We start from the raw sequence: 5338 nt of genomic DNA, 5'->3' as shown, positions 1-5338 counted from the left end.
AGTCCGTTTAGTTGAAGCAAAAACAGGCATTGATACTACAGATGTCCGCCCTTTGTCTCAGCCTTGGATGTATTTGATTTTGCTCTTATGTACCCTGCTGTTACTCTTAGTTGATGGGTGGACAATTGTCACGGCTCTCCTTTGACAGACTTGGCTTGTTTCCAAGCATCGATCGCGTCAAAAATAGCATTTTCTTTTGGGTGAGACGGTGCTGACTTAACCCGATCGCTACGCCTCTAATCGCTGATTCATTGGACAAAAGTAGAAAACACATACATATACCCATCGTTGCGGTGGATTGATTTACAGTATTTATGACGCACTGGGCTAACCTTGCCAAGTGGCGTTCTCATTTCAAAAACTCCGCTTTCTCTAACGGTCAGCCTGCCGACGTGAGTGCCTGCAAACTTCCCAAAGGGAAGAATTGCACTTACCATGTCGCCAGTCCCAAACCCAAAAAACGTTTTGCACCGCCTTAAAACCTTAATTGTTGACTGTTAGCTGTCGGCTGAAGGTCAACCCTCAACAGTTAACAGTTAACAGTTAGCGACTAGCAATCATTCCCGTCTGACGTGCGTAAGCAAAGAGTCCGCCGGCATCAATGACTGGGCCTACTTCTCCTAAAGGTTTGAGGTCATAGGTGCAATCTAGAGTGTGGTTGATAATTTTCTCTGCTGTAAAGTCGATGGTCACTTCTTGGCCAGTAGCAAACAAATCGCAGAGTCGATCGGCTGATTCGATCGGATATAATTCACCAGTAGCCGAACAATTGCGAAAGAAAATGCGGGCGTAGGACAAAGCTACCACAGCTTTCACCCCAGCAGCCCCAAGAGCGATGGGAGCGTGTTCTCGCGAAGAACCGCAGCCAAAATTTTCCCCAGCAATGATAATCTGATAGCGGGTTTTCATTTCACCCGGTTCCATAAACTTACCATAGCGATCGGGCAACCCAATCATGGCGTAACTGCCAAGTTTATCGTACTCATCCGGCTTCGAGGGAACCAAAGTCAGGTATTCGGCTGGGATAATTTGATCTGTATCGATGTTGTCATCTACCACAAAAATTTGACCGCTAATTACTTTACCCATAGTTTATTTTCAGTTAGCCTCAAAGATGCTTTAGTCATGCTGGTCAAGTCAGATGTCTATTTTAACCTGGGAGTGTCAATGGTAATCTGTATGAATAAAAATTTAGCTCCGAAAGTTTGGTTAAAAATTAACAGATTGCTAAGCGTCAACATATCTTTATGGTGAATACAGTAGATGATATTGCCCGACAAGCCCGCGAGGGGTCTGTGGCAGCGATTATTCAAATCCTCAACGATCGACTTGCACAGATAGGCGTTAGAACTAGAGCCGTGTTTGCCGATGGGGTGCTCCAACTGTTGTGCGAGTCGGCCACCGCTGATTTGCTAGAACAGTCTAGCTTGGTCTCCCGCATCCGGGAAATTTTGGAGCAACTTTCGCCCCGAAATATTCGCCGAGTCAATATCAACAGCCGGATTGTCCGAGAACATCAACTGCTGTGGTTGGAAGAAATTCGCCGGGACCCGGAAAATCAACTCCTGTGGTGTCAAGAGATTAAACTGAGAAAAGTCCATTTTTGGCAGCGTTTCGCGATCGCCCAAACCGAGCGCCAAGGTCAGCAACCGGCTTTGCCCAAAATGGCGAAACAGCATGGACGGTCGATGCAGGAACCGCGACAATTTCAGCGCGGTATCATCGGTGGTATCGCCCTGAGCGTGTTGTTACTCGTCGCCGTTGCCGCTATCTACAAAGGTTTCCATTCTCCATCGCTCAACACTACAGCCACTACTACCCAAGCTACTGTTACTCCGATGCCCTCCAGGCCTACTCCCCCACAGAAAATTGCTCAGGAGACTGGAAACTCCGACTCTTTTGCACAAGCCGTGCGGTTGGCAGAACAAGCAGCCAGCGAAGGCAAAACCGCCCAATCACGACCGGATTGGTTAGTTGTGGCCGCTAAGTGGCAGCAAGCTTCGGATTTAATGGCCTCCGTACCATCGAAACATCCCCGTTACACAACGGCTACCAACCGGGTGGCACTTTATCGCCAAAATAGCGAAAAAGCCCAACAGGAATCACAAAATAGGTAAGGTGTACAGCCTCACTAAATCAGGTTTGAGCAGAGTTAATATCGAGCCTAGTAGCGCTTAACAACATTTTTTGACTAAAAATTTGTTGGTTTTTAGATAGTGCCATAATTATTTATGAGATATAATTAATTTGTGCGATCGCAATCACTCAGTCGATAGACTTGGATCACAAAATAAATTTGCTAGAATCACAGACTAAAATAGGCAACATCACAGGTTTTGGAGAGGGGTGTCACCAAGCAGTCACGACAAAAGCTGAATAATAATACCGGATAGCTTCTATCTTTGCAGCGATCGCAGGCTCAAACATCTTAAAATAAAGGCTTGGCTGCCATGACAAATTATCAGACAAGTCAAGACTGTGACCCGATCGACCGATCGCCCTCAGAGTCTTGTACGTTGCACTTACAGCAAATCACAGAACCAGTCTCAGTCCAAAAATTTCTGGATCGAATAATGCAGTACCAGGTCGATCCTGCTCAAATCGGGCGACAAATTTGCCAAATTATCGCGACAAGCTTTCATGAAGAAACGCTACTGCTGGAGATAGCTAATACTTTAGGAGCAGCTTGTCAAGCAGACTACTGTTTAGTTGCTGCTGTGAGTGACAATCGCATCGCCATTCCGAACGCAGGCTGGGGCATTTTCGGCGATCGAATCAATTCCACAGTGATTTCCGATGCAGCAGTTGTAACCCAAAGATCCGAAATTCCTGAAACAGAAATCTTAAACTCGCTATTAATTTCACTCCCAGAGCATCTGCTAGTAAATATACTGACACATGGTGAAATACTAGGGATTTCCGATATTCAAGACGATCGATCGCCCAACAGGTCCCATTCCTTAGTCCCATCCCTTCCTTTCCGAGGGATTTTAGCATCGCCAACGCGATTTCGCGGCGCCGTTAATGGGATAATTATCATGGCTACTACCCAACCCCAGGAGTGGTCTGCGGCTTCGCGGCAGTGTCTAGAGTTAGCATCAGATGCGATCGCCACCGCCATCTCCCACATTCAAAAAAATCAAGAAATTGCCCATTTAAACCAAAAATTAGAGCAACAAGCTAAATACAAAAAGCTATTGAATAACGTTACCAAAGAAATCGCAAAAAATGCAGAAATAGATCTAACTTTGCAACAGGTGATAGCAAGTACCAGCCAAAGCCTAGAAGTAGATAGAGTTCAAATCCTGTCATTAAAATATACAGCACCATTTTCACAAATAAGCTCTCTCAATCAACCTAGCCAAACAACAATTGCGTTAGTTTGTGAATACGAGCGAAAAAAAGTAGAAAAGCCACCGATCGCCCAAACAGAAACATCCCCAAAAAAATCAAAACCTCCCACCAAAAATCAATATAAAACCACCAATAATCAAGCCAAAATCAGCAACTCACTATCGAAAAATATTAGGGATTTTAGGATATCGGAATCTAGTTTGTGCCAGTCAGCATTCAATAGCGCCCCCCAATCCTTCGCCTTGGCTGATGCAGGGGAAATAATCAACCAGGAACCGCAAAACTCAGTAGAAATCTTGAAACTTCAGGACACTCGCGCCTTGGTGCTGGTTCCCTTGATTGGCGGCCGGACACAGGAAACTGTCTGGGGTTTCTTGCTATTGCAAAATTCCCAACCTCGCACTTGGCAAATTGCAGAATTAGAGGTTTTGGAATCCATCGCCTCTCAAGTCACCAGGGCGATACTTGAGTTTGAAAAACTCCAAGAACTGCAAACTCAGCTAGAATATAGAAGCACTCAATTGGCAAACAGTCTAGATGTCCAGGAAAAACTGCACGAACAATCTGCCAATCAATTAGAGCAAATACGCAAGTTAAGGCTGATCCAAGACGAGTTCCTGAGCGTAGTCAGTCACGAGTTACGCACTCCTTTGACGATCATGAAGCTAGCAATTATGATGCTAAAACAAGCAGACCAGTCCTTGCAGAGTCGGATTAAATATCTGGATATTCTAGAGCAGCAGTGTTCTAAAGAAACAGACTTGGTTAGCGATTTGCTAGCACTCAAACAGCTTGATCCTCAACAATTCCCCATGTTTCTAGTTTCGGTCTCTCTCAAGAGTCTAATTCAAGATTTGGCTGAGGATTTTGAGCAAAAGTGGGCCGATAAAGGATTAACTTTGGCTCAGGATTTCTCGAAACCATTACCTCGCTTGGAAACAGACAAGGATAGTCTCCATCGCATCTTGTTGGAACTGTTGACCAATGCCGGCAAATACTCGGCTCGTGGAACTGAGGTGACTTTGGAGATATCTCAAGCAAGTGGCAGTATTGTCATCAAAATATCAAATTTGGGCCTTGGGATTTCTGCTGCTGATTTACCCCACATCTTTGAAAAATTCCGCCGTGGGACAGGTATTACTCAGCAAGCTATCCCTGGTACGGGTTTGGGTCTAGCTCTGGTAAAGTGTTTAGTACAGCACTTGAATGGTACTATTGAGGTCTCTAGTAGTCCGTCAGAGATTTTGGAAAACGATCCGTTGTGGCGTACATCTTTTACTCTGAATTTACCCCAATTTCCAGGGGGTAGGGGGCTGAAAAACTTTTGGTAGACACCTATTGACATTCTTCCCGGATTGGGTAACTATTAAGTTGTAGTATTAGAGGTAAGCAACTCTTGGAGACTCAATCAGAAGTGACCCTTTCAATCGGAGAAGCCGCCAAAGAGCTTGGTATTTCGACAAAGACACTGAGACGCTGGACTGATGCAGACAAGATTAGGTTTGAACGCTCTCCCACTGGACAAAGACGATTCTACCTTGCCGATATCAAGCGAATCATTCCCAGAGACTTGAATCAGACAGATGAGCGAATCACTATCAACTATGCCAGAGTTTCTAGTCACGACCAAAAAGAAGATTTAAAGCGTCAGGCTGCTGTCTTGGAATCGTTTAGTGCTGCTAATGGCTGGCAATTTGAGACAATTCAAGACTTAGGTTCTGGACTTAATTACAAGAAAAAGGGACTAACAAAACTACTCAAACGAATCATGTCCGGTGAAGTTGGTAGACTTGTCATCACTCACAAAGATCGGCTTCTTAGATTTGGTTCTGAATTGGTTTTTGCGATGTGTGAAGAGTTTGAATGCGAGGTAGTAATTGTCAACAAATCACCGGATGAGTTGAGTTTTGAACAGGAATTAGTTCAAGACATGATTGAATTAATTCAAGTCTTTAGCGCTAGACTTTACGGAGCTAGAAGCCAC

At 44.7% G+C, this 5338-nt stretch carries 5 protein-coding genes; 3 read left to right on the top strand and 2 right to left on the bottom strand.

Annotated features, from left to right (window positions below; all coding sequences use genetic code 11):
• Positions 1-248 precede the first annotated feature (248 nt).
• Together AAFP11_RS29635 and AAFP11_RS29630 are read right to left on the bottom strand one after the other, a co-directional pair.
• Entirely contained in the window at positions 249-437 is a 189-nt protein-coding gene (locus AAFP11_RS29635; RefSeq protein ID WP_341736267.1) for a hypothetical protein, read from the bottom strand.
• A 106-nt stretch (positions 438-543) separates the two neighbouring features.
• Positions 544-1089 (bottom strand): 3-isopropylmalate dehydratase, encoded by a 546-nt coding sequence (locus AAFP11_RS29630; RefSeq protein ID WP_341731696.1) that lies wholly within the window; start codon positions 1087-1089, stop codon positions 544-546.
• Between the two features lie 158 nt (positions 1090-1247).
• On the opposite strand from AAFP11_RS29630, the gene AAFP11_RS29625 reads away from it, so the two are divergent.
• The 3 genes from AAFP11_RS29625 to AAFP11_RS29615 form a co-directional block, all read left to right on the top strand.
• On the top strand, positions 1248-2117 hold the full coding sequence (locus tag AAFP11_RS29625) for a hypothetical protein (RefSeq protein WP_341740223.1): 870 nt from the start codon (positions 1248-1250) through the stop codon (positions 2115-2117).
• A 333-nt stretch (positions 2118-2450) separates the two neighbouring features.
• Positions 2451-4685, top strand: a complete 2235-nt coding sequence (locus tag AAFP11_RS29620; RefSeq protein WP_341740222.1) for a GAF domain-containing sensor histidine kinase — start codon at positions 2451-2453, stop codon at positions 4683-4685.
• 83 nt (positions 4686-4768) lie between these two features.
• The coding region (locus tag AAFP11_RS29615) for an IS607 family transposase (protein ID WP_341740221.1) at positions 4769-5338 on the top strand (570 nt) is incomplete at its 3' end.

It is taken from the genome of Microcoleus sp. CAWBG640 (assembly GCF_020883015.1).
GTDB lineage: Bacteria > Cyanobacteriota > Cyanobacteriia > Cyanobacteriales > Microcoleaceae > Microcoleus > Microcoleus anatoxicus.
Note: the sequence above shows the minus strand (reverse complement) of the source record. Positions and strands in the feature narration are given on the sequence as shown.

Excerpts from the sequence above, each read along its gene's own strand:
- AAFP11_RS29625 (WP_341740223.1), top strand. The coding sequence starts at position 1,248 with ATGGTGAATACAGTAGATGATATTGCCCGACAAGCCCGCGAGGGGTCT.
- AAFP11_RS29630 (WP_341731696.1), bottom strand. The coding sequence starts at position 1,089 with ATGGGTAAAGTAATTAGCGGTCAAATTTTTGTGGTAGATGACAACATC.
- AAFP11_RS29620 (WP_341740222.1), top strand. The coding sequence starts at position 2,451 with ATGACAAATTATCAGACAAGTCAAGACTGTGACCCGATCGACCGATCG.
- AAFP11_RS29635 (WP_341736267.1), bottom strand. The coding sequence starts at position 437 with ATGGTAAGTGCAATTCTTCCCTTTGGGAAGTTTGCAGGCACTCACGTC.